Source organism: Bacillus cereus group sp. N12 (assembly GCF_016483575.1).
Lineage (GTDB): Bacteria > Bacillota > Bacilli > Bacillales > Bacillaceae_G > Bacillus_A > Bacillus_A toyonensis.
On sequence record NZ_JAEHBO010000059.1, the window covers coordinates 1 to 22,572 of the forward strand.

A 22,572-nucleotide genomic window follows, 5' to 3' on the forward strand; every position below is an offset into this window, starting at 1 on the left:
ATGATTTCTACTACCGCACTGTGAAGTGAGTTAGTCGTGTAAACAGGTGCTGTACAACCTTCTACGTAGTGTACGTGTGCGCCTTCGTCTACGATGATAAGCGTACGCTCGAATTGTCCCATATTTTCAGAGTTAATACGGAAATACGCTTGAAGTGGTGTATCAACTTTAATACCTTTTGGAACGTAGATGAATGATCCACCAGACCAAACTGCAGAGTTTAATGCAGAGAATTTGTTGTCTGTTGGTGGGATTACTTTTCCGAAATGCTCACGGAAAATATCTTCGTTCTCTTTTAATGCGCTATCTGTATCTTTGAAGACGATTCCTAGAGCTTCTAGGTCTTCTTTCATGTTGTGGTATACAACTTCAGATTCGTACTGTGCAGATACACCAGCTAAATATTTTTGCTCAGCTTCAGGAATACCTAATTTATCAAATGTCGCTTTAATTTCATCAGGTACTTCATCCCAAGACTTCTCAGATTTCTCAGATGGTTTTACGTAGTACGTAATTTCATCGAAATCTAAGTCATTTAAGTCGCCGCCCCATTGTGGCATTGGCATTTCATAGAACTTATCCAGTGATTTTAAACGGAAGTCTAACATCCACTCTGGTTCTTCTTTCATACGTGAAATCTCTTCAACGATTTCTTTTGTTAAACCGCGTCCAGCACGGAAAATCGAAACGTCTTTGTCTTTGAAACCATATTTGTAATCGCCGATATCTGGCAGTTGCTTCGCCATGTTGGTGTGTCCCTCCTTAGATAACCTCGTTTTTAGGAACCTTTAACATTACTTATCTTCGTTTAAGCCCTTTTCTAACGCTTTCCACGCTAATGTTGCACATTTAATACGTGCAGGGAACTTGCATACGCCTTGTAATGCTTCAATATCTCCTAAATCGATGCTGTCATCGTACTCTTTTCCTAGCATCATGTCAGAGAAAATTTTAGAAAGCTGAAGTGCCTCTTCAATTTTCTTACCTTTTACTGCTTGTGTCATCATTGAAGCTGAAGACATTGAGATGGAACATCCTTCTCCTTCAAACTTCGCTTCTTGCACAATACCTTCTTCTACTTTCATCGTAAGTTGAATACGATCGCCGCAAGTTGGATTGTTCAAGTTAACGGTAACACTATCTTCTAACACGCCATGGTTACGAGGATTTTTGTAATGATCCATAATAACTTGACGATATAACGTATCTAAATTATTAAATGACATTTGTGAAATACTCCTTTGTCTTGATTAGCGATTCAACAAATGTATCAATTTCTTCTTTTGTATTATATAAATAGAAGCTCGCACGTGCTGTTGAAGAAGCTTTTAGCCACTTCATAAGCGGTTGTGCACAGTGATGTCCTGCGCGAACTGCAATGCCTTCCACATCTAATACTGTTGCTACATCGTGAGGATGTACGTCTTCAATATTAAATGTAACTAGGCCAGCGCGATGCTTTGGACCATAAATTGTAACGCCATCTACTTCTGATAGTCTTTCTAAAGCGTATTGCGCTAATTCATGTTCATGCTTTTCAATATTATGAAGACCGATTTCTTCTAGGAAATCAATTGCCGCACCAAGTCCGATTGCATTACCGATAATCGGTGTACCTGCTTCGAACTTCCACGGAAGCTCTTTCCACGTAGATTCTTGTAAGTCTACGAAATCAATCATTTCACCACCAAATTCAATTGGTTCCATATTGTTTAGCAATTCTTTCTTACCATATAATACGCCGACACCTGTTGGTCCGCACATCTTATGAGCAGATAATGCGTAGAAATCACAGTTTAAATCTTGTACATCCACTTTCATATGAGGTGCACTTTGTGCCCCATCAACGATCATGATTGCACCGTTTTCATGTGCGATTGCTCCGATTTCTTTTACAGGGTTAATCGTTCCAAGTACGTTTGACACGTGCATAATAGAAACGATTTTTGTATTCGGTGTAACAGTTTGACGAACATCTTCTAAAGAAATTGTACCGTCTAGTTGAAGCGGAAGGTATTTCAAAGTTGCGCCAGTTTTCTTCGCAACTTGTTGCCACGGAATGATGTTACTATGGTGTTCCATGTAAGAAATAACGATTTCATCGCCTTCTTTTACATTTTCAAGACCATAGCTAGCCGCTACTGTATTTAATGCTGTTGTCGTTCCGCGCGTGAAAATAATCTCTTCCATTGATTTCGCGTTAATAAACTTGCGAACTTTCTCACGTGCACCTTCATACGCGTCAGTAGCTTTCGTACCGAGCGTATGAACACCGCGATGCACGTTAGAATTATATTCTTTATAGTAACGTTCTAACGTTTCAATGACTTGAATTGGTTTTTGAGAAGTTGCTGCACTATCGAAATAAACAAGTTGTTTGCCGTTCACTTTTTGATCAAGAATTGGAAACTGTTTGCGTATTTCATGAATATTCATTAGCGAACTTTCCTTTCAATTACCTCAACAAGCTGTGCTTTTACTCCTTCAATTGGAAGCTCATTTACTACAGGTGCTAAGAATCCATGGATGACTAAACGTTCTGCTTCGCGTTTTGGAATACCACGGCTCATCAAGTAGTATAATTGGTACGGATCTACGCGGCCTACTGAAGCTGCGTGACCTGCCATTACATCATCTTCGTCAATTAAAAGAATTGGGTTTGCATCTCCGCGAGCTTTCTCGTCTAACATAAGAACGCGAGAAGATTGTTGTGCATTTGATTTAGATGCACCGTGTTCAATCTTACCAATTCCGTTAAAGATAGATGTTGCACTATCTTTTTGTACACCGTGTTTTAAAATCCAACCTTCAGAGTGTTTACCGAAGTGAACAACTTTAGTTGTAAAGTTTTGTGTTTGGTTACCACGGCCAATTGTTACTGTTTTCGTATCAGCATATGAACCGTCGCCCATTAAGTTCGTAACGTTCTCTGAGATTGTGTTTCCGTCATTCATAAGGCCTAGAGCCCAATCAATGCGGCCGTCGCGTCCTACAATGCCGCGGCGGTTAACGTAAGTTGTTACGTCTTTTGCTAATAAATCAACCGCACCGAATTTCACTTGTGCGCCTTGTTCCACGATTACTTCTGCTACGATATTTGCAATACCTTTAGCATTTTCATTTGCAACATAGTTTTCTACATAAGTTGCAGTACTGTTCGCATCAGCTACGAATAATACGTGGTTATATACGTTAGCTTCTTCGCCGTCTACTAAGAATACAGCTTGAAGTGGAGTTTCAAGAACAACGTTTTTCGGAACATATACGAATGCACCGCCGTTGATTAATGCAGCATGAAGTGCAGTTAGACGATGCTCGTCTACTTTCACGCCGTCTTTCATTAAATACTTTTGTAATAGTTCAGCATGCTCTGTTGCAGCTGTTACGATGTCTGTAAAAATAACACCTTTTTCTTTTGCTTCGTCTGCTAAAGAAACGAACGCAGTTGTACCAGTACGTTGTACTAGTACGCTGTTATTTTCATCGATTAAGTTTTTCACTGCTTCTGGAAGCTCTGTTAAAGAACTTACAGGCTCTTGCTTAGCAGCGTCGCCTTTTCCGATAAAGTCCCATTTTTCAATTTTCGTTTTATCAGGCGTTGGCATTGGAAGTTCTGTTGCTTGTGCAAGAGCTTGTAAGCGGAACTCAGTCAACCAAGCAGCTTCGTTTACTTCGCTAGCGCGCTGACGGATTGTTTCTTGATCGAAAGGTAATGTACCGATTGTCATGTTTATGCTCCTCTCTTACGCTTCTTGCTCTGCTGTTTCGTCTTCAATACCTAATTCTTTTTTAATCCAGTCGTAACCTTCAGCTTCTAGACGTTGTGCAAGCTCAGGGCCACCAGATTTAACGATACGACCGTTCATCATAACGTGAACGAAGTCTGGAGTGATGTAGTTTAATAAACGTTGGTAATGCGTAATCATTAGGCAACCGAACTCTTCGCCGCGCATTTGGTTAATACCTTTAGATACAACTTTTAACGCATCGATATCAAGACCAGAGTCGATTTCGTCTAAGATTGCAATTTTTGGCTCAATCATCATTAATTGAAGAATCTCATTACGTTTTTTCTCACCGCCAGAGAAACCTTCATTTAAGTAACGTTGTGCCATTTCTGGATCCATTTCTAGGAATTCCATGTTTTTATCTAACGTACGGATAAATTTCATAAGAGAAATTTCATCGCCTTCTTCACGACGTGCGTTAATCGCAGAACGTAAGAAGTCAGCGTTTGTAACTCCGCTAATTTCACTTGGATATTGCATTGCTAAGAATAGACCTGCTTGTGCACGCTCGTCTACTTCCATTTCTAATACATCTTCACCGTCAATGATGATGCTACCTTCTGTTACTTCATACTTTGGGTGACCCATAATTGCAGAAGATAAAGTTGATTTACCTGTTCCGTTAGGTCCCATAATTGCGTGGATTTCTCCACCTTTTACTTCAAGGTTTACACCTTTTAAAATTTCTTTGCCGTCAATTGATACGTGTAAGTCTTTAACCGTTAATGTAGAACCAGCCATCTCAATACCTCCATTAATCCTATATATACATTTTAAAAATTCCTAAAACGTTCATATTCTCATTTTATTCTCATTCTAATTTTATATCAAATAAAATGATATCGCAAACGACGAAAAAAAGTAACAATTTTTTCACAAATGTATATAAGTATTTCCTTTGCATCCTTATATGATACACCTTTCTTCTTATATATATAAAGAAAAAAGGACTGGTAAATTCCCAGTCCTTTCCTTACTTTTATTCACTTACCGGAAGTACAGCACCTTTATATTCTTTAGTAATAAAATCCTGAATTTCTTTTGAATGCAATACTTCTACCAGTTCTTTAATTTCTTTTTTCTTCTCGTCACCTTTACGAACTGCAATAATATTTGCATACGGAGAGTCTGATCCTTCAATCGCAATTGCATCCTTTGTTGGATTTAATTTCGCATCAATTGCATAGTTTGAATTAATAAATAAAGCATCTCCCTCATTATTTTCGTACAGCTTCGGTGACAGTCCAGGTTCAACATCTGTTTTAAACTTTAAGTTTTTCGGATTTTCTACAACATCTTTTACTGTCGCCTTAACAACATCTACTCCATCTTTAAGCTTAATAACGCCACCTTTTTGTAATAGTGCTAACATACGGCCGCGCTCAGCCACGTTATTACTCATAATAACTGTTCCGCCCTCTGGCAAGTCTTTTAAGCTTTTATATTTCTTAGAATAAATGCCCATTGGTTCTAAATGAATTTTTCCTGCGTTTACAATTTTATATCCTTTTTCTTGAATTTCTTTATCTAAATACGGAATGTGTTGGAAGTAATTCGCATCAATTTCTTTATCCGCTAACGCTTTATTCGGTAACACATAGTCCTGGAACTTTTTAATCTCTAATTTAATACCCTTTTTCTCTAATATTGGCTGTGCTTTCTCCAAAATAACAGCATGCGGCACGTTAGAAGCTCCAACGACAAGCTTATTTTCCTCTTTTCCCCCGCAAGCAGCTAATGTAAATACAGATAGCGCTGTAACAACTGACAGTATAATCTTTTTCATCTGATATCCCCTTCTCCCCTATAGGTATGTAGTTAGAAAAAAAGAGCCGGCATACACCAGCCCTTCTTCAAACAATTATTCTTTTACAGGAACAACTGCCCCTTTATACTCTTTAGTAATAAAGTCTTCAATTTCTTTAGAATGCAACACTTCTACAAGAGCTTTAATTTCTTTCTTATCTTTATCCCCTTTACGAACTGCTACGATGTTAGCATACGGAGAATCACTACCTTCAATTGCAATCGCATCTTTTTCTGGGTTTAATTTCGCATCAATTGCATAGTTAGAGTTAATTAGAACAGCGTCGCCTTCTTTATTGTTATACACTTGTGGTAATAAACCAGGCTCGATATCCGTTTTGAATTTTAGATTTTTCGGATTATCCGCAATATCTTTCGGAGTCGCTTTAACTGGATCTACTCCATCTTTAATTTTTAAAATACCTTCTTTTTGTAAAATTGCTAAACCACGTCCATGATCAGCAACAGAATTACTCATAATAATTGTTGCTCCGTCTGGAAGCTCTTTTAAGCTCTTATACTTTTGAGAATATACACCAATTGGTTCTAAATGAATCTTTCCGGCTACTTCAAAGTCATACTTTTTATCTTTAATCTCTTTTTCTAAATACGGAATGTGCTGGAAGTAGTTTGCATCTAAATCCTTATCCGCTAACGATTTATTTGGTAATACGTAGTCTTGGAATTTTTTAATTTCTAACTCAATTCCTTTTTTCTCAAGTAACGGTTTTGCTTTTTCTAAAATTTCAGCATGCGGTACGTTAGAAGCACCAACAACAAGTTTCTTTTCATCTTTATCTTTCCCGCCACAAGCAGCTAACCCAAAAATTGAGGTTGAAATAAGTGCTGTAAGTAATAATTTTTTCATTTGAAATACCCTCCTGTTTTCATTATCTTTTATCTATTCGAGTCGTTACACTATCACCAATCCACTGAATGAAAAATACAACTAGCAACACACAAATTGTCGCAACGATTGTTACATCGTTATTTCCACGCTGGAATCCTTCTAAGTAAGCAAGTGTTCCAAGACCACCAGCACCAACAACTCCCGCCATTGCTGTATAGCCTACTAAAGCAATTGTCGTTACCGTAATACCAGATACTAACGCTGGTAATGATTCTGGAATTAACACTTTTAAAATGATTGTGCTTGTTTTTGCCCCCATTGCTTTTGAAGCTTCGATTACACCTTTATCAATTTCACGAAGTGCGATTTCAACCATTCTTGCGTAAAATGGTGCCGCTCCAATAATTAAAGCTGGCAATGCTGCACTAGCCCCGAGAATTGTTCCAAGGATAATCTTTGTGAATGGAATTAATAAAATGATTAAAATGATGAACGGTATAGAACGGAATATGTTTACGAAGGCTCCAATCCCTGTATTAACCGCTTTGTTTTCCCATAAATTATCTTTGGATGTCATAAAGAGTAACAATCCTAAAATGAGTCCTAAAACAAATGTGGCAAGCGCTGCGATTGCCGTCATATATAACGTTTCACCAGTTGCTTCTAACATTTGGTTCCAATCAACATTTACGAGTAACTTATCCATGTGCAATCACCTCCAGCTCTACTTGATCTTGATGTATTCCCTCTATCGCTTGCTGGATTGCTGTTTCCTCACCATTTAAATGAACAACTAAACTTCCGTAAGAACCGTTATTCGTTTGTGCGATATTTCCTTGCAAAATGCTAACTTCTATATCACTGCGTTGCATTAATCTTTGAAGTACTGGTCTTTCTACAGCCTCGCCGACAAACTGCAAGCGAATTACTTTGCCATCTGGATATTTTTCAATTAAACTTTCAATTGTTTCGTTTGTATCTTCAGAATCTGTTAACTGCTGTACAAAGCGTTTCGTAATGTCTTGCTGTGGATTACGGAATACGTCAAGTACTGGACCTGTTTCTACGATTTTCCCTTTCTCCATTACCGCAACACGATTACAAATCTTTCGAATTACGTGCATCTCATGTGTAATCAATACAATTGTTAAACCGAGACGCTTATTAATATCAAGTAGTAAATCTAAAATTTGATCTGTCGTTTCCGGATCAAGTGCTGACGTTGCTTCATCACATAAAAGCACTTGTGGGTTGTTAGCTAACGCTCTAGCAATCCCAACACGCTGCTTTTGTCCACCACTTAACTGGGATGGATACGCGTCTCCTCTTCCTTCTAATCCAACGAGATGAATTAACTCATCAACACGTTTTCTTCTCTTCTCCTTATCAACACCTGCAATCTCAAGTGGAAATGCGATATTTTCGCGTACAGTTCGTGACCAAAGTAAGTTGAAGTGCTGAAAAATCATTCCAATTTCTTGCCTTGCCTTACGAAGTTCACTTCCTGTAATTGCTGAAATGACACGATTTGCAATTGTAATTTGGCCAGAAGTTGGTTTCTCTAACTGATTAAACAGCCTTATTAAAGAACTTTTCCCAGCACCACTATATCCGATAACACCAAATATTTCGCCTTTTTCTATTTTTAAATTGGCGTTATCTACAGCAGTGACATCACCGCTTTTTGCCTTATATATTTTCTTTACATTTTCTAATAAGATCATGATGTTCACCCCTTTTTTGTTTGGATAGACTCCGCAATTTTTTTATTTTTCATGCGTGTAATCTATCGCCATAGCTCCTCTTATTATTTGAATGTCCTCCACATTCAAACAACAAAAAAACCTTTCCGCTTTAGAGAAGCAGAAAGGTTTATATGCGTATATAACAACATTATCCCTCTCTCTCATCTCTCAAAGCATTCGCTTTGCAGGAATTGGCACCATTTCAACATAAGTTGACGGTTGCCGGGCTTCACAGGGCACAGTCCCTCCACCTCTCTTGATAAGAGAAATCAGATTTAATTTTCGTCTGATTTGTAATTTATGAAATTGTCTATATTTTATGAATTGAATTGTATCAATATCCACACGTCATGTCAACAAGAATTTTCACAAAACAAGAAACTTCAGAATTTTAAGCACCTACTGACATCGGTTTACATATATGAAACATCGATTCAACTAATAGCATCGTTCGATATGTTCCCGAATATTGCACACGTCCATCGTTCATTAACGTTTGCAATCTTACATTTCCGTTCACTAATTGTTTTACATCCTCTTCATCTAAGCACACAATTTGTTCCGTTCCTCTTGCCTCTTGTGACAATTCTATATAATCTCTTGAAATTTGTAATGAACAACTTTCATCTCCAAAGCGGAAATTAACAGTTTTTTCTCCTTGTCTTAAAAGCGGTTCTAAATGATATTGACCGTTAGCGTAATTTACAAATGATTGAAGCAAAGAATATAATTTCACCCTAAATCACATCCTTCATATCACTTTCTATTACATACCATTTCCCTCTCACTAAAGAGCAATCCTGTTACTTTCGCTCGACAAATACTGTATCCATCCCGCATGTCGACATATTTCCCAAGAAATATGTCGAGGCGGCAAAAACTTTGCCGCCTACTTTAATTCCGTATATAAATATTCAACCGAATGAAATGCATATATCTTCTTCATGAGTGTCCCATTTTCAAAAACAAGTAAACAAGGCACACTTTCGATTCCATACTCTTTCGCTAAATGCGGAGCATAATTTAAATCTAACATTCCAATTTTCAACTCTTCAATCGTCATCTCGACAACCGTTAACATCTTCTTTGCTAATTGGCATGTTCCACACATTGGTGTATATACATATAGCACTGTTTTTTCTTCATTCTCTATTAGGGCTGTAGCTTCGGCTCCTGTCCAGTCAATCACTTCTATCATTCCTTACCGTAAATATTCTGTATAAACGTCAATGTCAGCTCCCCATAATACATTTGCTAAATGTGAAGAAGGTGCAGTCGCCACTTCTCGGTACGAGCGATCAATATAAATATGCTCTGCTTGCGGAAATTCTTTTCGAAACTGTTTCCTTAACTTTTCCCCTGCATCATCAGCATCCACTAGCACATATACGTCCTTATCAAAAAACTGATCAATGAGCTCATCCATTTTCGACAAACCAATTGTACCATTTGTACAAACAATTTCCACCGGTTCACGAATAATAGATTCAATCTTTCTTCTGTCTGATTTACCTTCTACAATAATGACTTTTTCTACATAAATCATATGTCATCACCCGATCACCATATACTATACAACCTTTAACTTAGTATATAGTATATTCGTTATTTTCATGTTGTTTCCTGTTTATTTTTGCAAAAGAAAAGCGGAAGCGGCTTGTTTAGATTGTGAGGGGGATGGAGCTTCTGACGTAAAGGCGCTTTTTGCCTTGTAGGAAGAAGCGCAGCCACCGAACAATTTAGCCGCTGGAGCTGGACAATTAAGAAAAGCGGAACCGACTGTTTAGCCCTGTTGGCTAAGGTTCTTTCGCACAGAAGACGCTTTTTGTCTTCTCGTGCGGAAGGTTCTTAGGCATGAAGGGCTAGGAGGTGGAGCTGGACAATCAAGAAAAGCGGAAACGGCTTGTTCAGAACAAGAGGGCAATTGGAACTCCTGAACTAGAGGCGCCTTTTGCCTCAAGTGAAGGAGTGAAATGACCGACTGTTCTAGCCGCTGGAGCTAGACAATGAAAAGCGGAAACGGCTCGTTTAGATTGTAAAAAGCATGAAACTTCACTAAATAGATTTCCCATTAATGTACTCTCACATGATAATTGATTCATATATATGTGCTTTTCAACTCATTATGTAGCACAAAATAAAAAGGACAGCACAAAGGCTGTCCTTCAGTTGACTAAAATTAGTCTTGGTTTGTCATTTCTGCATATTTTTCTGCAGTTAATAACTTCTCAACTTGGCTTGCATCAGAAAGTTCAACTTTAACCATCCATGCACCCTCGTATGGAGATTCGTTTACAAGTTCTGGTTGGTCACTTAATTCTTCGTTTACTGCCACAACTTTACCGCTTACAGGTGCGTATAATTCAGAAACTGTTTTAACAGATTCTACGCTTCCGAATGGCTCGTCAGCTTCGATTGTTGCACCTACTTCAGGAAGTTCAACGAATACGATATCGCCTAGCTCACCTTGTGCAAAGTGAGTAATACCGATTACAACTTCATTACCTTCAGTTTTTACCCATTCGTGTTCTTCAGAGTAACGTAAATTATTTGGAATGCTCATGACTGTACCTCCAGTGAATGTATTAATTATGTAAAAATACCTTATTGGTACTTTTTCCACACACTTTCAAACTGCTCTTCGTTAAAACCAAGTGTTACATTCGTTCCATCTGTTACAATTGGACGTTTAATCAACATGCCATCAGATGCTAAAAGCTCATACATTTCGTCCTCGCTTGCATCTTTCAACTTATCTTTTAGACCAAGTTCGCGGTAACGCATTCCACTTGTATTAAAGAATTTTTTTAATGGTAATTCACTTTTTACATGTAAATTACGTAAATCTTCTTTTGACGGTGGATTTTCAACAATATGAATCATCTCATATGCTACATCGTTTGCCTCAAACCATTTCTTTGCCTTTTGACATGTGCCACACTTTGGATATGAATAAAATGTTACTGTCATAAATTCACCTACTTTTTTACTAACCTTTACCTTTATCATATAGAAAACGTTTTATTATTTCAAACGATTATTCGCTAAACTTTTACTTATTTCGTGATAATTTTTAATAATCCTGCAATTTTTCTTATTTTTCCGCCATTTGTTAAGAAAAAATAAATATATATTTTTTGTAGATTCTTCTCTCATCCCTCACCGAACATATATCTTAAACAAACGTCTGATTAACTTCCTATTTTTCTTTGTTAGCTCTTGAGCTGCATCGATTTCTTCCTACCGAACATACATCTTAAACAAACGTTTGATTCATTCCCCTTTTTCTTTGCTATCCCTTGAGCTGCATCGGTTTCTTCCTACCGAACATACATCTTAAACAAACGTTTATTTAACCATTTCAGCCTATGGTCACAAAACCTGAAAATACTTTAAATGACAAAGGCGTACAGATAAAAGGAACTAACGATTTTGACTGTAGTAGTGAGCCCATAAAAAAGTTATTAAACCTATCCTCAATAACGCCAAAGTAACTGCTCCTGAGAATATGAAATTTAAATTACTGACTGAAATATAAAAAGAAGTACCCTTGATTAGAGACAGGGGTACTTCTTTTTATCATGAATCTAAAGGTAAACGTATCCTTTATTAAAGCAGAAATGTATAGTTCTCTACTTTTTCTTAGTTTATTCAAAATCTTTGCGGAACCGCCACTATCTCATTTACATAATTATCGTTAGTTGAAGTTAATTATATTTTTCTACGTACTAAATAAAAAGCTAAGCACCCCATAATAATAGGCGCAACTAAACTAGAAGCATATACACTTGTAATAGTAAAAAGAGAGAGTATACATATATAGATAAGAGCGAGTCCTATAAATACAGGAATTCCAAATCGAAACTTCCTACATTGTTTTATGTTCCTGTATAATACTTCTCCAATTAGGCAAGCTACAAGATCTAATATACTACCAAATATAATGAGAATTATAATGAATCCAAATATGTTAGGTAAATCATTCTCGTAAGAATAACTAGGATTAGAAATATACGGTATTAAGAACCATATGATAATAAAAGCAAGCAAACTTGCAGCATAACTAATTAAAAATTTCCCCAACGTAATCCTCCTCATAAATTTCTAATATTATCTTCATTGTATGACATAATTTCCTATTATTAATAGCAAAACTACCATCCACGAAATTGCTAATTGAATGAAATAAAAAAGACGCATTTAAATTGATGCGTCTTTTGGAGATGTTTCTTTTGTAAAATCATATAAAGCAATTGCGCCTAAAATAACCAATATACTTTCAGGGGCATCTAACAAAATAGTTCTCCAAGTTTCTGATATTACCCATTTAATACCTGCCGCTGATTCAAGATATACTTGAAAATAACTGATTGTAAAATCAATTACAAATAAACATACAAGTAATGTTAGACCAAATCGAATTAATTTCTTGTTTTTAAACATGTAACACCTCTCAAAATTCATTGGATATTTCTGATTTCAATTCGTTATATACAAAAATCCCTATATTTGATTTTAGCATACAAAAAATCCAAATAAATACAATATGCACATTTGCATATTTCATGAATATTGAGGAATTACTGTTAATAAAAAAACCTACTAGTGTAGGACAAAATAGCCTTAGCGATCCCAACAAGTAATCGCATAAATAACGGAATCATTTGAACCACTATATAACCGATTCCTGGATGCGCTTCATTAAAACTTTATAATTAAATCTGCAATAGCTGATATAAAATTATAAATCGGTATCATTATAGCAGGGAATGCATCTCGCATACGTTGTAATGCTTTCGTAAGCTTCTCGATCATATTGTTATATGTGCTTCTGCTTAAAAAATAAGAAGCCTCGTTTACAGGCTCCTTATTCATCGACTCAAATAATCTGCAATTGTTTGAAATACGACGATATACATATTATGAATGCTTTCTTCAGTATTTCCACCATTTGATAAACCAACTGCCCATTGTTGTCCTTCACCACTTCCGATATTTGCAAAGCCTTGCGTATACATAGCATTTACATCTTTTCGTGCACTGTTATACTCTATCCCTTTCGTAATAAACGTTGAATATGATTTATCTTGCAAACCGATAAAAAACACTGGTTTCTTTAGCGATGAAAATATACTTTTATACTGCTCTGTTGAGGCTTCTTGAAAGTGATCTTTCATTATTAGAAAACCATCCACTTCCTTAGATTTCTTTTCCAGTTCCTCTAACTTCATTTCCTCAAACTTTATATTCCTAAACGTATCTTTCGGTTTTTCTCCAACAACTCCAATTACGAGTGCTCTCCCGTTATATTCTAATTTCTCTCCTTCTTTATCCTTTGCACACCCAGCACTCACTAGGCATATCAATATAAAAAATAAGAAATACGATAAACGCTTCATATAGCACTCTCCCCTTCTTTTCAGTCAAGTGACAAAAACGTAAGGTTAATTCAAGAAAATGTAAGTAAAATCGATAGCCCAATTTACGTTTCTATATTATAATCAATTGAATTTACCTACATTACTAAACATAGGAGATTATCATGAAGAAATTTAAACTTTCATCTTTTCTTCCGTTAAGTTATATACTTCTACTCGTACTCGTAAGTCCCCTTTACGACGTATTAAATAAATCAACTGTTCACGCAGTAGATGTCACAACTGTAGTAGATGATTGGATTCCATTTGTAAAAGCATTTATTATTCCTTATTTACTTTGGTTTCCTTACTTATACGGCGCACTTATTTATTACTGCTTTGCTGATCGAAAGCAATATTACGTTACTTTAAGTAGTGTAATTCTTGGCAAACTTGCTTGTTTTTCTATTTATTATTTTTGGCAGACAACTGTACCACGTCCAACTGTCGTTGGATCAGACGTATTTTCCGAACTAGTCCGCTATATTTATAGTATCGATCAACCGGTGAACTGTTTCCCTAGCATTCACGTTCTTACGACATTTGTAATTATGTTAGCTGCCTTTAAGCGTAGAGAGCAACATGCTTTTGAATATTACATTCTTACCTTCTTCGGTACACTTATTATTTTATCAACGCTATTTACGAAGCAACATGCATTTGTAGACGCCATTTCTGGAATGACGCTTGCAAGCATACTTTACTTCGGCGTGCAGCTATTATTAGCAAAAGAAACGGTACGTGTTCCAGTAAAACAAAATCAAAAAATGTAAAAAGCAGACTGTGGCTTCCAGTCTGCTTTTCTCTATATAAAAGGAGATTTTCAATTTAAGATTGCGGTACAGTCATATCACCAGAATGAATACGACCTGCTTTTTTAAGAGCAATGTAAAGTATATAAGAAACAGCTACTGGAATGATGATATAAGTGATTGCCATAGCTGGAAGAACTCCCCATCCTTGACTGGAAATTAAATTAATTGGTGCGATAAGAGAACTTAATCCAAGACCAGCGATTTCTTTCCCTGCTTCTAATTGGAAAATTAATGCCGATACTGGGCCGACTATCGCACTAGCGACGACAGTCGGGACGAGAATCATTGGATTTTTAGTAATGTTTGGCAACTGTACTTTCGGAGTACAAAGCGCCTGAGCTAATATGCCACCTAAATTATTTTCTTTCGCTGAGATTACAGAGAATCCGATAAACTGAGCAACGCATCCTGCTAGAGCTGCACCACCTGCAACGCCATCTAAGCTAAGTGCGATCGCTAATGCAGCTGATGAAGCTGGAGAGATAAGTAATAGCCCCCAAACTACTGCAATGACGATAGAAGCGATAAACGGGCTACCAGCTGAACTATCTTTAATAAATGCTCCAACTGTATTTAAAACAGGAGTAATATTATGAGATAACCAAATCCCAACTAAACCAGAACCTAATATGGCCGCAAATGGAACGAGCATCATATCTAACGCAGTTTTTCCACTTAAACGTTTACCGATATATACAGCTAAAGTTGCTGTTAATAATGCACCGATTGGCTCACCTGTTTTAATGATTAGACCCGCTTCAGTAATTGAAATGGATCCGGCACCAATCGCTCCAGCTACCATCGCTGAAAAGATAACAAGACCGTTTGCACCGAGCATAAAAGCAATGCCGGCACCAATGGCTGGTGCCATAAGTGATTTTGCAACAACTCCGATTGTAATAAGTAATGGAATATCAACAATTCTTCCTATATTTTCGATCAGTAAACCAATTCCGAGGGATACGAAAATACCTTGTGCGATTCCAGCAGATGCTTTAAATACACGAGACATTATATATTCCTTCATTTGTTTCACCTTCTCCTATAAGTTAGTAACCAATTGTTTTCATATAATCACGTAAAATATCGTTTGATTTTGCGAATCGAGATTCTTCGTCCTCTGTTAAGTTTAGTTCTACAACTTCTTTCATACCATCTCTAGTAATAATAGCTGGCACTCCTGTACAAATATCATACTCACCGTACTCCCCATCTAAAATGGCTGATACAGCAATGACACGGTGATCATCGTTAAAGATTGAGCTCGCAATATACGCTAGAGAATTTCCGATTCCGTAATAAGTAGTACCTTTTCGTTTATAAATTTCCCATCCTGCTTTTGCAGTCTTCTCAACAATTTCATCTAAATCTATTTCACCAAATCGTTCTTTTTGCTCCTCTAAAATTTGTAGAATTGGCTTTCCACCAACAGTTACGTGAGACCAAGCAACCATTTGAGAATCACCATGTTCTCCTAATGAATACCCATGAATACTACGAGGATCTACATGTAACATTTCAGATAAAATTGTTCTTAAGCGAGAAGAATCTAGTGATGTACCAGTACCGATCACACGATTTCTAGGTAATCCAGATAATTTCCACACTTCATATGTAATAATATCAACTGGGTTCGATGCAAGTAAGAAAATACCGTCAAATCCACTTTCCATTACGCCGCCAACAACACTTTCCATAATTTTCGCACTCGCTCCTAAAGTATCTAAGCGACTTTGTCCAGGTTTTGGTGCTGGTCCCGCTGTAATAATAACGATGTCCATATCTTTGCAGTCTTCATAGCTTCCTGCATATACTTTTGTTCTTGTATTTGTAAAGTTAATGCAATGTGATAAATCCATCGCTTCCCCAACTGCACGTTCATGATTTATATCAATTAATAATAGCTCTTCGCAAATGCCTTGATTTACAATGGAATATGCACAACTTGATCCAACTAATCCAGTACCGATAATTGCAATTTTTCTTGTATTTCTTTTCATAGCAATCTCTCCTAATTGATCATATAATCTATTTCTTTTGTTCTTTACACTCTTAATTATAGAGATTCCCACGATAGAAACCATGGATACTTTGTGAAATATTGAGCAAAGTTTTTGTCCTTTTTGTGAATTGTTATATTTAATTTTCGTCATATTTGTTACAACTGAAAAAATATTTATTATGTATTTATTGACATATATAAAGTGAAACTTCAATCAACCTTTATCCATTGGGCTTTTACGGGACAAAACAAAAAAACGAGCGACTTCATTCGCTCGTTTTTTTCATCCCATTATTCCGCACTTAATTGGCCTTTTAATTGCTGCACAATCATTGGATTCGCAGGTGCTGCCGGTTTGTAATAACTCTTTTGCTTTGCGTACTCATACATATTACGTTGGCGCATTTCATCTTGATTACGAATTTGAATTAATGTTTGGTGTAACTGTTCATTATCAGACTGAGCAATATAATTTGCATAACTTGTTAAACTTGCATTTAATCCTGCTAAATAATCATTTACCATATCTTTTTCATTCATTTCTCTCTTCCTCCTATCCTAAAAAAGTCATTAATTGTTGCTTCGTATTTCGTGCATCTTGCGCATCCTTTTGTAGCATTTGTTTCAACTCTGGATCTGTACACGTCTGTGCATACTGCTCCAATTTGTTAATAATTGTTGCGTGTCCACCGATTAAATGACGTAAGTTTTCTACTTCAAGCTCTGTTAAATTTTGCATGGAATACTCCTGCCTTTCTTTGTTCATTCGTCATTAGTATTTGGTTCTTTTTGGATTATATACATGCATGAATTAACTTCTCCTACCTATAAACAAAATAAAAGATGCATAGCTAGGCCATCCATCTTTTATGCTAAATATTCGTTCAATTTTATAGAGATACAATCATACTTATACTCACAAGCAAGTTCCATACAATGTGTAAAATAATACTAGGTATAATAGATTGCGTCTTTTTGTATAACATCGCAAACACAATCCCCATAATCGTCGCCGTAATTAGAAGACCTCCATGAAGAATTCCAAAAATGAAGGAAGAAATAATGATACCAACTAAAAAATTATATTTCTTTTCTAAAAATCGATATAAAATACCTCGAAATAGAATTTCTTCTTTAACTGGTGTAATTATAGCAACACTTAACACATATATAATACTTTGTAGACTATTTTGAAGTCCTAAGCTCCCTAATTGTTTCTGTTGTTCTGCTGCACTTTCAAAACTAAACACATGTAACATTAAATATTGTGATAACGCAATAACCATAAAACCAATTAATAGATATAAATATGTCTTCCCATTCTTCAAAACGGATAAATCCCAAATATATTTAATAAAATGAAGAACTGGTTTATAAGCTAATAAAACGATAGCAACAACAGCTGCATCTAATAAAAGGAAATAGTACCCTTCTAAATTATCACGCAACGCTTCCTCACCATAAATCCCAAAAGCTAAACCAAGGAATAACCCTCCTAGAAGTAAGAATCCTAAAATGATTGCTATCATTACAAATAGATTTTTATATGTTATATTATCTATTTTCCTTTCCACACTATACGCTTCTAACACCGTTTTACTCATACTATTCCTCCATTTGTTTTCATTACCTTAACAAAAATCCCTTAATATAAATATAAGGATAATATAACAAAAATTTCAAAAAGAATAATATGCAATTTTACATATTATGAACGCTTTGTATTCTATAGTTTTAGGAATTATATTGTTATATAATAATTATAAAATAAAAATTTCTTACTTCCACATCATGATCCCCACTTCATACTAAACCTTATGAATAAAAGGAGATGTAAACATGGAAACACATGATTTTCTTACTAAGGTGCAAGATAGCTATGACCCTAACCCAAGCCAAGACCCTTTTATATTTATGTTTTTCGGTTTCCTATTAGCGATATACACATACTTAAAACCCACAAAATAATATCATTTAGCAAAAAAGAGCCTCTAAACAATTAAAGGCTCTTTCTAGTTAAATTCCTTTCCGCTTCTTCAATCGCCCGTTGCATTTGCACTAACGGATTTTTAATCATCTTCCCATGCCCTGTCGCTAATATAGACGGCTTATACTCTAGCAATTTCTGAGCGCTTTTTAACGAAACTTCTGCATCCCACGTACCAAACATAGGAAACGGAAAAAGCCACTTCAACTGTCCTGCTACCGCCACTCCTCCTCTCGTTTGAAATGCATCTCCAACAATGAGCGCATCATTTCTCGTGTCTAAAAACGCCATTGATCCTGGTGTATGGCCTGGGGCTGCAATTGCTACAAGTGAACCAATTTGATCTCCCTCTTGAAGAAGGATATCTGGAATCGTCTTTATCCTTTTTGACACACTCACTTTTACTTGCGTGCCTGGTTCTCCGAGTTGCAGTGACAAATCCCCTTCAAGTAAACGAGCATCTCTTTCAGAAATATAGACCGAAACATTCGGCAGTTCTTGTTTTATAGCATCAAGCGCTCCTACATGGTCATCATGTGCATGTGTTATAACGATATTCGTAATCGGTTTTCCTAGTTTTCGAGCCGCTTCTAAAATCTTCTTTGCACAAAATGGCAAAGCTGCATCAATTAACGTTAATCCTGTTTCTTCTTCGACAAAGTAACAGTTAATCGGAAATAGACGCGGTAAAAATGCGATTTGATGAACTGTTCCTACTTTTATTAACTTCATCTCCTATCCCTCCATGAAAAAGAGCTGTTTACAAATACATATGTAAAACAACCCTTTTCAAGAATCCATCAATAAAAAAACCAGCAGCCAAACGGCCACTGGTTCCTTTTCATCTATTAAACTGTATAACGCTCATCTTCTAAAATTTTCGCAGCGATTTCACGTTTCTTCGGAATTACGTTAAGTGGCGTGTGGCGAGTTAATTTACGTAATGATGATAACATCATGCGCAGCATGTCGCCGTTTTCAACTGCGATAAGTGTTTCTTTCGCATCTGCTTCGATTTCGTTGAATGCTTCTTGGCAGAATACTTCAGTGTATAACACTTTTTGTTTATTCTTTTCAAGACCAGTTGTTTTAATTGCTTTTTCTGTACGAAGAACAGCTGATTCCATTGCATAAAGGTTGCTTACGATGTCAGCGATATTCACAAGAATTTCTTGCTCTTTATCTAATGCTTTACCGTATTTTTGAGCCGCTAATCCAGCTACCATTAAGCCGATTTTCTTCGCGTTAGTTACTAAATATTTTTGAAGTGCTAATGGCTCATCGCCTACTTCTTCTGGCATCATCATCATTAACTCTTCTTGTAATTTTTGTGCTTTTTGAAGAAGTGGTAATTCACCTTTCATCGCTTTACGTAAGAACGTACCTGGTACGATTAGGCGGTTAATTTCGTTCGTTCCTTCGAAAATACGGTTAATACGAGAATCGCGGTACATTCTTTCAATCTCGTATTCTGCCATAAATCCGTAACCACCGTGAATTTGAACACCTTCATCTACTGTATAGTCTAATACTTCAGAACCGAATACTTTATTTAAAGAGCACTCGATTGCATATTCAGCGATAGAAGCTGCTACTGCTTTACCGTCTTTCACTTCTTCTTCAGATAATGTGCTCATGCGGCTTTCGAATAAACCTACTGTACGATATACAGAGCTTTCAGCTGCATATGTTTTCGCTGCCATATTCGCAAGTTTCTCTTGAATTAATGGGAAGCGAGCGATTGGTTGTTTGAACTGTTGACGTTGGTTTGCATATTGTGCTGAAATTTCTACTGCACGTTTCGCAGATCCAACTGTACCAACACCTAATTTATAACGACCGATATTTAAAATGTTGAACGCGATAATATGACCTTTACCGATTTCACCAAGTAAGTTCTCTTTTGGTACTAATGCATCTTCTAAAATTAACGTACGAGTTGAAGAACATTTAATACCCATTTTCTTTTCTTCTGGGCTTGTAGATACGCCAGCATATTCTTTCTCTACGATAAATGCTGAGAAGTGCTCTCCATCGATTTTTGCATATACGATAAATACGTCAGCGAATGCAGAGTTTGTAATCCACTGTTTTTCACCATTTAATACGTAATGTGTACCTTCTGCATTTAAACGTGCAGTTGTTTTTGCACCTAATGCGTCAGATCCTGAACCTGGCTCTGTTAATGCGTATGCAGCTAATTTTTCCCCAGTTGCAAGTAATGGTAAATACTTTTTCTTTTGCTCTTCGTTACCGAATAATACGATCGGTAACGATCCAATACCTACGTGAGCACCGTGAGTAATTGCAAAACCACCAGCGCGAGAGAATTTCTCTGCGATTAACGCTGAGCTTACTTTATCAAGACCAATTCCACCGTACTCTTCTGGTACGTCAGCACCTAATAAACCAAGTTCCCCAGCTTCTTTTAAAAGACGAACAGAACGATCAAACTCATGTTGCTCTAAATATTCAAGCTCTGGAAGAACTTCATTTACGATAAAGTCCTCTGTCGTTTTTGCAATCATTTTATGCTCAGATGAAAAATCTTCTGGCGTAAACACTTGATCAATCGTAATCTCATCAACTAAAAAGCTACCGCCTTTAACCGCATTTCCTACTGTTTTTTCCATGAAAATTTCCTCCTTCATATTTTCATGAGCCGCTTCTCTCTTTTTGAAAGAAACTGGCTCTCCCGTTTATTTTTTATAAACCTTTGTTGCTTCCATTCTTTTTTTCATAATCCAGTTCCAGTGGCTAAAACAGTCGGTCGTTTCACCCCTTCCTGTGAGGCAAAAAGCGCCTCTTCGTCAGGGTTTCCAACGCCCTCCTGTTCTGAACAAGCCACTTCCACTTTTTTTATAATCCAGTTCCAGCGGCTAGAATGTTCGGTGGCTTCGCTTCTTCCTGCGAGGCAAAAAGCGCCTCTACGTCTGAAGCTCCATCCCCCTCACATTCTGAACGAGCCGCTTGCACTTTTTTTATAGTAATTCAAACACTCCCGCTGCTCCCATTCCGCCGCCGATACACATTGTTACGATACCGAATTGTTCGTTGCGGCGTTTCATTTCGTGAATAAGAGATAGTGTTAGTTTTGCTCCTGTACAGCCAAGTGGATGTCCAAGTGCAATTGCACCACCGTTTACGTTTACTTTTTCTTCATCTAAACCAAGTTCACGAATAACTTGGATCGATTGAGAAGCGAATGCTTCGTTTAGTTCGAATAAGCCAATATCAGATAGCTCTAAGCCAGCTAGTTTTAACGCTTTTGGAATTGCAGCGATTGGGCCAATTCCCATTACTTCTGGTGGTACGCCAGCTACTGCAAATGAACGGAATTTCGCAAGTGGCTTCATGCCATCGCTCACTGCTTTTTCACGATCCATTAATAGTACAGATGCTGCACCGTCACTCATTTGTGAAGAGTTACCAGCCGTTACAGAACCGCGAACGTTAAATGCTGGACGTAATTTACCTAAAATGTCTAGCGTCGTCTCTGCTCTTACACCTTCGTCTTGTGCGAAAATGATTGTTTCTTCTTGCAATTTATTGTTTGATCCAACCGAGCGTAACGTCACATCTACAGATACTGTTTCATCAGCAAAGTTCCCTGCCGCTAATGCTTTTGCAGCACGTTGATGACTTCTTACTGCAAATGCATCTTGCTCTTCACGAGAAATTCCATATTTCACAGCAACTTGCTCCGCTGTATGTCCCATACCCATATAATATTCTGGAGCCGCTTCTACAAGGCGACTATTTGGACGAACAACGTGTCCCATCATTGGAACTAAACTCATTGATTCCGCTCCGCCTGATAATACAGCTTCAGAGTGACCAAGCATAATACGCTCTGCTCCGTAAGCGATACTTTGTAAACCAGAAGAACAGTAACGGTTAATTGTAATAGCTGGAACATCGTAAGAAAGTCCTGCTAATCCACCGATATTACGAGCCATATTTAAACCTTGCTCTGCTTCTGGCATCGCACAACCGAAAATTAAATCATCGATTGGTCCTTCATAATTCGCACGCTTTAACGTTTCCTTTACTACTAACGCCCCTAGATCGTCAGGACGAACTGTTTTTAATGAACCCCTCTTTGCTTTTCCAATTGGTGTTCTTGCTCCCGCAACAATGACAGCTTCTCTCATGAACGATA

General features: G+C 37.0%; 28 protein-coding genes, 1 pseudogene and 1 riboswitch. Of the genes and pseudogenes, 1 reads left to right on the top strand and 28 read right to left on the bottom strand.

The features are described 5' to 3' along the window. The 20 genes and pseudogenes from sufB to JDS92_RS21835 all read right to left on the bottom strand — a co-directional run. The coding region (gene sufB / locus JDS92_RS21745; RefSeq protein ID WP_199632496.1) for a Fe-S cluster assembly protein SufB at window positions 1-746 on the bottom strand (746 nt) is incomplete at its 3' end. 48 nt (window positions 747-794) lie between these two features. Then, window positions 795-1,226, bottom strand: coding sequence for a Fe-S cluster assembly sulfur transfer protein SufU (gene sufU / locus JDS92_RS21750; protein WP_000009523.1), 432 nt, complete (start codon window positions 1,224-1,226; stop codon window positions 795-797). Next, entirely contained in the window at window positions 1,216-2,436 is a 1,221-nt protein-coding gene (sufS, locus tag JDS92_RS21755; RefSeq protein WP_001020759.1) for a cysteine desulfurase SufS, read from the bottom strand. The genes sufU and sufS overlap by 11 nt, the downstream gene beginning before the upstream one ends. After that, window positions 2,436-3,728 carry a Fe-S cluster assembly protein SufD gene (gene sufD, locus JDS92_RS21760; RefSeq protein WP_000152176.1) on the bottom strand — a complete coding sequence of 431 codons (1,293 nt, stop codon included), beginning with the start codon at window positions 3,726-3,728 and terminating at the stop codon, window positions 2,436-2,438. The genes sufS and sufD overlap by 1 nt, the downstream gene beginning before the upstream one ends. A gap of 15 nt (window positions 3,729-3,743) precedes the next feature. Continuing rightward, window positions 3,744-4,529, bottom strand: a complete 786-nt coding sequence (sufC, locus tag JDS92_RS21765; protein WP_000929162.1) for a Fe-S cluster assembly ATPase SufC — start codon at window positions 4,527-4,529, stop codon at window positions 3,744-3,746. Window positions 4,530-4,767: 238 nt separating this feature from the next. Further along, complete coding sequence (gene metQ, locus JDS92_RS21770; protein WP_000720648.1) at window positions 4,768-5,574, bottom strand: methionine ABC transporter substrate-binding lipoprotein MetQ; 807 nt, start codon at window positions 5,572-5,574, stop codon at window positions 4,768-4,770. A 75-nt stretch (window positions 5,575-5,649) separates the two neighbouring features. Beyond that, complete coding sequence (metQ, locus tag JDS92_RS21775) at window positions 5,650-6,462, bottom strand: methionine ABC transporter substrate-binding lipoprotein MetQ (protein WP_000735082.1); 813 nt, start codon at window positions 6,460-6,462, stop codon at window positions 5,650-5,652. A gap of 22 nt (window positions 6,463-6,484) precedes the next feature. Beyond that, window positions 6,485-7,150 carry a methionine ABC transporter permease gene (locus JDS92_RS21780; protein WP_000359560.1) on the bottom strand — a complete coding sequence of 222 codons (666 nt, stop codon included), beginning with the start codon at window positions 7,148-7,150 and terminating at the stop codon, window positions 6,485-6,487. Then, window positions 7,143-8,168, bottom strand: a complete 1,026-nt coding sequence (locus JDS92_RS21785; RefSeq protein ID WP_000601773.1) for a methionine ABC transporter ATP-binding protein — start codon at window positions 8,166-8,168, stop codon at window positions 7,143-7,145. The genes JDS92_RS21780 and JDS92_RS21785 overlap by 8 nt, the downstream gene beginning before the upstream one ends. Before the next feature lie 179 nt (window positions 8,169-8,347). Further along, a riboswitch (SAM riboswitch) is annotated at window positions 8,348-8,455 on the bottom strand. Between the two features lie 125 nt (window positions 8,456-8,580). Next, window positions 8,581-8,925 (bottom strand): hypothetical protein, encoded by a 345-nt coding sequence (locus JDS92_RS21790; protein WP_000781225.1) that lies wholly within the window; start codon window positions 8,923-8,925, stop codon window positions 8,581-8,583. A 153-nt stretch (window positions 8,926-9,078) separates the two neighbouring features. Continuing rightward, complete coding sequence (locus JDS92_RS21795; RefSeq protein WP_002039867.1) at window positions 9,079-9,387, bottom strand: thioredoxin family protein; 309 nt, start codon at window positions 9,385-9,387, stop codon at window positions 9,079-9,081. A 3-nt stretch (window positions 9,388-9,390) separates the two neighbouring features. Beyond that, window positions 9,391-9,735: a toprim domain-containing protein gene (locus JDS92_RS21800; RefSeq protein WP_000640865.1), complete on the bottom strand. Its 345-nt coding sequence runs from the start codon at window positions 9,733-9,735 to the stop codon at window positions 9,391-9,393. Window positions 9,736-10,096: 361 nt separating this feature from the next. Then, entirely contained in the window at window positions 10,097-10,261 is a 165-nt protein-coding gene (locus tag JDS92_RS21805; RefSeq protein WP_199632497.1) for a hypothetical protein, read from the bottom strand. Between the two features lie 107 nt (window positions 10,262-10,368). After that, window positions 10,369-10,752: a glycine cleavage system protein GcvH gene (gene gcvH / locus JDS92_RS21810; protein WP_000026896.1), complete on the bottom strand. Its 384-nt coding sequence runs from the start codon at window positions 10,750-10,752 to the stop codon at window positions 10,369-10,371. 41 nt (window positions 10,753-10,793) lie between these two features. Beyond that, window positions 10,794-11,159: an arsenate reductase family protein gene (locus JDS92_RS21815; RefSeq protein WP_000218972.1), complete on the bottom strand. Its 366-nt coding sequence runs from the start codon at window positions 11,157-11,159 to the stop codon at window positions 10,794-10,796. A 741-nt stretch (window positions 11,160-11,900) separates the two neighbouring features. Continuing rightward, window positions 11,901-12,272: a hypothetical protein gene (locus tag JDS92_RS21820; protein WP_097957492.1), complete on the bottom strand. Its 372-nt coding sequence runs from the start codon at window positions 12,270-12,272 to the stop codon at window positions 11,901-11,903. Window positions 12,273-12,389: 117 nt separating this feature from the next. Then, window positions 12,390-12,632 carry a DUF3937 family protein gene (locus JDS92_RS21825; RefSeq protein ID WP_141555973.1) on the bottom strand — a complete coding sequence of 81 codons (243 nt, stop codon included), beginning with the start codon at window positions 12,630-12,632 and terminating at the stop codon, window positions 12,390-12,392. Between the two features lie 143 nt (window positions 12,633-12,775). Beyond that, window positions 12,776-12,877, bottom strand: a pseudogene (locus JDS92_RS31425) (quinol oxidase); the annotation flags it as partial. Window positions 12,878-12,890: 13 nt separating this feature from the next. After that, entirely contained in the window at window positions 12,891-13,004 is a 114-nt protein-coding gene (locus JDS92_RS21830) for a hypothetical protein (RefSeq protein ID WP_002060226.1), read from the bottom strand. A gap of 56 nt (window positions 13,005-13,060) precedes the next feature. After that, complete coding sequence (locus JDS92_RS21835) at window positions 13,061-13,588, bottom strand: hypothetical protein (RefSeq protein ID WP_000826881.1); 528 nt, start codon at window positions 13,586-13,588, stop codon at window positions 13,061-13,063. A gap of 143 nt (window positions 13,589-13,731) precedes the next feature. Here JDS92_RS21835 and JDS92_RS21840 point away from each other — a divergent pair, with 143 nt between their 5' ends. Beyond that, window positions 13,732-14,379, top strand: coding sequence for a phosphatase PAP2 family protein (locus JDS92_RS21840; protein ID WP_199632498.1), 648 nt, complete (start codon window positions 13,732-13,734; stop codon window positions 14,377-14,379). 55 nt (window positions 14,380-14,434) lie between these two features. On the opposite strand, the gene JDS92_RS21845 is transcribed toward JDS92_RS21840, so the two are convergent. The 8 genes from JDS92_RS21845 to JDS92_RS21880 all read right to left on the bottom strand — a co-directional run bounded on the left by JDS92_RS21845 (window position 14,435) and on the right by JDS92_RS21880 (window position 22,564). Continuing rightward, window positions 14,435-15,448 (bottom strand): PTS sugar transporter subunit IIC, encoded by a 1,014-nt coding sequence (locus tag JDS92_RS21845; protein ID WP_000666180.1) that lies wholly within the window; start codon window positions 15,446-15,448, stop codon window positions 14,435-14,437. A 22-nt stretch (window positions 15,449-15,470) separates the two neighbouring features. Beyond that, window positions 15,471-16,421, bottom strand: a complete 951-nt coding sequence (locus JDS92_RS21850; RefSeq protein WP_000828231.1) for an L-lactate dehydrogenase — start codon at window positions 16,419-16,421, stop codon at window positions 15,471-15,473. A 293-nt stretch (window positions 16,422-16,714) separates the two neighbouring features. Continuing rightward, window positions 16,715-16,963 (bottom strand): spore coat protein, encoded by a 249-nt coding sequence (locus JDS92_RS21855; RefSeq protein ID WP_001002985.1) that lies wholly within the window; start codon window positions 16,961-16,963, stop codon window positions 16,715-16,717. Between the two features lie 13 nt (window positions 16,964-16,976). Further along, window positions 16,977-17,162 (bottom strand): hypothetical protein, encoded by a 186-nt coding sequence (locus JDS92_RS21860; RefSeq protein ID WP_001180553.1) that lies wholly within the window; start codon window positions 17,160-17,162, stop codon window positions 16,977-16,979. A 151-nt stretch (window positions 17,163-17,313) separates the two neighbouring features. Next, entirely contained in the window at window positions 17,314-18,027 is a 714-nt protein-coding gene (locus JDS92_RS21865; RefSeq protein ID WP_000048028.1) for a CPBP family intramembrane glutamic endopeptidase, read from the bottom strand. Window positions 18,028-18,422: 395 nt separating this feature from the next. Further along, window positions 18,423-19,142: an MBL fold metallo-hydrolase gene (locus JDS92_RS21870; RefSeq protein WP_000767045.1), complete on the bottom strand. Its 720-nt coding sequence runs from the start codon at window positions 19,140-19,142 to the stop codon at window positions 18,423-18,425. 116 nt (window positions 19,143-19,258) lie between these two features. After that, a complete protein-coding gene (locus JDS92_RS21875) occupies window positions 19,259-21,043 on the bottom strand; it encodes an acyl-CoA dehydrogenase family protein (RefSeq protein ID WP_000416287.1) in 1,785 nt (594 codons plus the stop codon). 348 nt (window positions 21,044-21,391) lie between these two features. Beyond that, complete coding sequence (locus JDS92_RS21880; RefSeq protein ID WP_001206331.1) at window positions 21,392-22,564, bottom strand: acetyl-CoA C-acetyltransferase; 1,173 nt, start codon at window positions 22,562-22,564, stop codon at window positions 21,392-21,394. Window positions 22,565-22,572: the final 8 nt, after the last annotated feature.

Excerpts from the sequence above, each read along its gene's own strand:
- JDS92_RS21845 (WP_000666180.1), bottom strand. The coding sequence starts at position 15,448 with ATGAAGGAATATATAATGTCTCGTGTATTTAAAGCATCTGCTGGAATC.
- JDS92_RS21795 (WP_002039867.1), bottom strand. The coding sequence starts at position 9,387 with ATGATAGAAGTGATTGACTGGACAGGAGCCGAAGCTACAGCCCTAATA.
- sufD (WP_000152176.1), bottom strand. The coding sequence starts at position 3,728 with ATGACAATCGGTACATTACCTTTCGATCAAGAAACAATCCGTCAGCGC.
- JDS92_RS21815 (WP_000218972.1), bottom strand. The coding sequence starts at position 11,159 with ATGACAGTAACATTTTATTCATATCCAAAGTGTGGCACATGTCAAAAG.
- JDS92_RS21855 (WP_001002985.1), bottom strand. The coding sequence starts at position 16,963 with ATGAATGAAAAAGATATGGTAAATGATTATTTAGCAGGATTAAATGCA.
- metQ (WP_000720648.1), bottom strand. The coding sequence starts at position 5,574 with ATGAAAAAGATTATACTGTCAGTTGTTACAGCGCTATCTGTATTTACA.
- sufS (WP_001020759.1), bottom strand. The coding sequence starts at position 2,436 with ATGAATATTCATGAAATACGCAAACAGTTTCCAATTCTTGATCAAAAA.
- JDS92_RS21800 (WP_000640865.1), bottom strand. The coding sequence starts at position 9,735 with ATGATTTATGTAGAAAAAGTCATTATTGTAGAAGGTAAATCAGACAGA.
- gcvH (WP_000026896.1), bottom strand. The coding sequence starts at position 10,752 with ATGAGCATTCCAAATAATTTACGTTACTCTGAAGAACACGAATGGGTA.
- JDS92_RS21785 (WP_000601773.1), bottom strand. The coding sequence starts at position 8,168 with ATGATCTTATTAGAAAATGTAAAGAAAATATATAAGGCAAAAAGCGGT.
- JDS92_RS21780 (WP_000359560.1), bottom strand. The coding sequence starts at position 7,150 with ATGGATAAGTTACTCGTAAATGTTGATTGGAACCAAATGTTAGAAGCA.
- JDS92_RS21880 (WP_001206331.1), bottom strand. The coding sequence starts at position 22,564 with ATGAGAGAAGCTGTCATTGTTGCGGGAGCAAGAACACCAATTGGAAAA.
- JDS92_RS21850 (WP_000828231.1), bottom strand. The coding sequence starts at position 16,421 with ATGAAAAGAAATACAAGAAAAATTGCAATTATCGGTACTGGATTAGTT.
- sufC (WP_000929162.1), bottom strand. The coding sequence starts at position 4,529 with ATGGCTGGTTCTACATTAACGGTTAAAGACTTACACGTATCAATTGAC.
- JDS92_RS21865 (WP_000048028.1), bottom strand. The coding sequence starts at position 18,027 with ATGAGTAAAACGGTGTTAGAAGCGTATAGTGTGGAAAGGAAAATAGAT.
- JDS92_RS21825 (WP_141555973.1), bottom strand. The coding sequence starts at position 12,632 with ATGTTTAAAAACAAGAAATTAATTCGATTTGGTCTAACATTACTTGTA.
- JDS92_RS21805 (WP_199632497.1), bottom strand. The coding sequence starts at position 10,261 with ATGGGAAATCTATTTAGTGAAGTTTCATGCTTTTTACAATCTAAACGA.
- JDS92_RS21860 (WP_001180553.1), bottom strand. The coding sequence starts at position 17,162 with ATGCAAAATTTAACAGAGCTTGAAGTAGAAAACTTACGTCATTTAATC.
- JDS92_RS21875 (WP_000416287.1), bottom strand. The coding sequence starts at position 21,043 with ATGGAAAAAACAGTAGGAAATGCGGTTAAAGGCGGTAGCTTTTTAGTT.
- JDS92_RS21830 (WP_002060226.1), bottom strand. The coding sequence starts at position 13,004 with ATGATCGAGAAGCTTACGAAAGCATTACAACGTATGCGAGATGCATTC.
- JDS92_RS21835 (WP_000826881.1), bottom strand. The coding sequence starts at position 13,588 with ATGAAGCGTTTATCGTATTTCTTATTTTTTATATTGATATGCCTAGTG.
- sufU (WP_000009523.1), bottom strand. The coding sequence starts at position 1,226 with ATGTCATTTAATAATTTAGATACGTTATATCGTCAAGTTATTATGGAT.
- metQ (WP_000735082.1), bottom strand. The coding sequence starts at position 6,462 with ATGAAAAAATTATTACTTACAGCACTTATTTCAACCTCAATTTTTGGG.
- JDS92_RS21840 (WP_199632498.1), top strand. The coding sequence starts at position 13,732 with ATGAAGAAATTTAAACTTTCATCTTTTCTTCCGTTAAGTTATATACTT.
- JDS92_RS21870 (WP_000767045.1), bottom strand. The coding sequence starts at position 19,142 with ATGAAGTTAATAAAAGTAGGAACAGTTCATCAAATCGCATTTTTACCG.